Annotated in this window: 1 protein-coding gene; it reads left to right on the top strand. The window is 35.5% G+C overall.

From position 1 onward, the window contains the following. Positions 1 to 8: 8 nt before the first annotated feature. The gene (locus tag L1D50_RS23070) at positions 9 to 221 is read left to right on the top strand and encodes a cold-shock protein (protein WP_138524087.1); all 213 of its coding nucleotides are present in this window, start codon (positions 9 to 11) and stop codon (positions 219 to 221) included. Positions 222 to 1,006 lie beyond the last annotated feature (785 nt).

Below are 1,006 nucleotides of genomic sequence, written 5' to 3'. Positions count from 1 at the left end.
AGGTATATATGTCTAACAAGATTTTAGGTTCAGCAAAATGGTTTAATGAGTTAAAAGGTTTTGGCTTTATTACACCTGAAAATGGTAGTCCAGATGTTTTTGTTCACTTTAAATCAATTGTAAGCGAAGGTTTTAAAACACTGAATGAAGGTCAAAAAGTAGCTTTTGATGTTGAGCAAGGGGCTAAAGGTCCAAATGCTGCTAACGTTACTTTGGTATAAGTAGCGAATTGACTGGAGAGGGCTTCCAGTCAATATCCATCTCTCAAAGTAAAAGTCCATTTCAATATTAACACCATAATTTCATAAAACTCCATTTAATTGCTGTGCGCTTTAACTCACATCAATAGGGAGTTTTATGCGTTTCTCGTTCATATTATTTTGTTTTGAGAGGTAGGGTTTTAAATTGAAAAAACAGTTGAAAAAAAGAATGGCGAAGATGTGGCTCTTGATAAAAGTAAGTCAAATAATATTCACGTTGTAAGAAGAAAAATCGAAGATACTCTGTCTGAACGAGAGCGAAGAAAATTATTGAGACTTTGATTTAAAGAGAAGTGAGTTATGGCTAGACCAAGAAGACAAAGTGGTAAAAAAACACGGAAAGAGGATTTTGAAGGTAAACTTGAATAAGTGGTAGGTGAATATCGTCAAGCAAAAGAAGTGCTTGATACTCTTGCGGAAGATTCAGTCGAATATAGCGAGCAGAAAGATAAGTGTGACAAGCTCTTTGCGCGTGCTGAACGTTTCATCAGTAGGCAGCCTTAAGACTGCATAAACTCCAGCATTAAAGTAAAAAAACAAGGCATGTAACCGCCTTTAACCCCGCTTTAAATTTGCTTTTCTGATTGCAAAGTTCAAGGAATGAACCAAAAGCTAATATAGAAAAGTCAGTGACTATCTTAACTGAATTGAATTAATACGCAGACTCTATCCGTATATTTGTTCGCAAAATCCCTGAATTCTGCTAGATGACCGTTCAAAGCATCATAATCGGACCGATTTAATAT

This window comes from Pseudoalteromonas sp. Isolate6 (assembly GCF_022398435.1).
Lineage (GTDB): Bacteria > Pseudomonadota > Gammaproteobacteria > Enterobacterales > Alteromonadaceae > Pseudoalteromonas > Pseudoalteromonas galatheae.
This window is presented reverse-complemented; position numbering and strand designations above follow the sequence as displayed.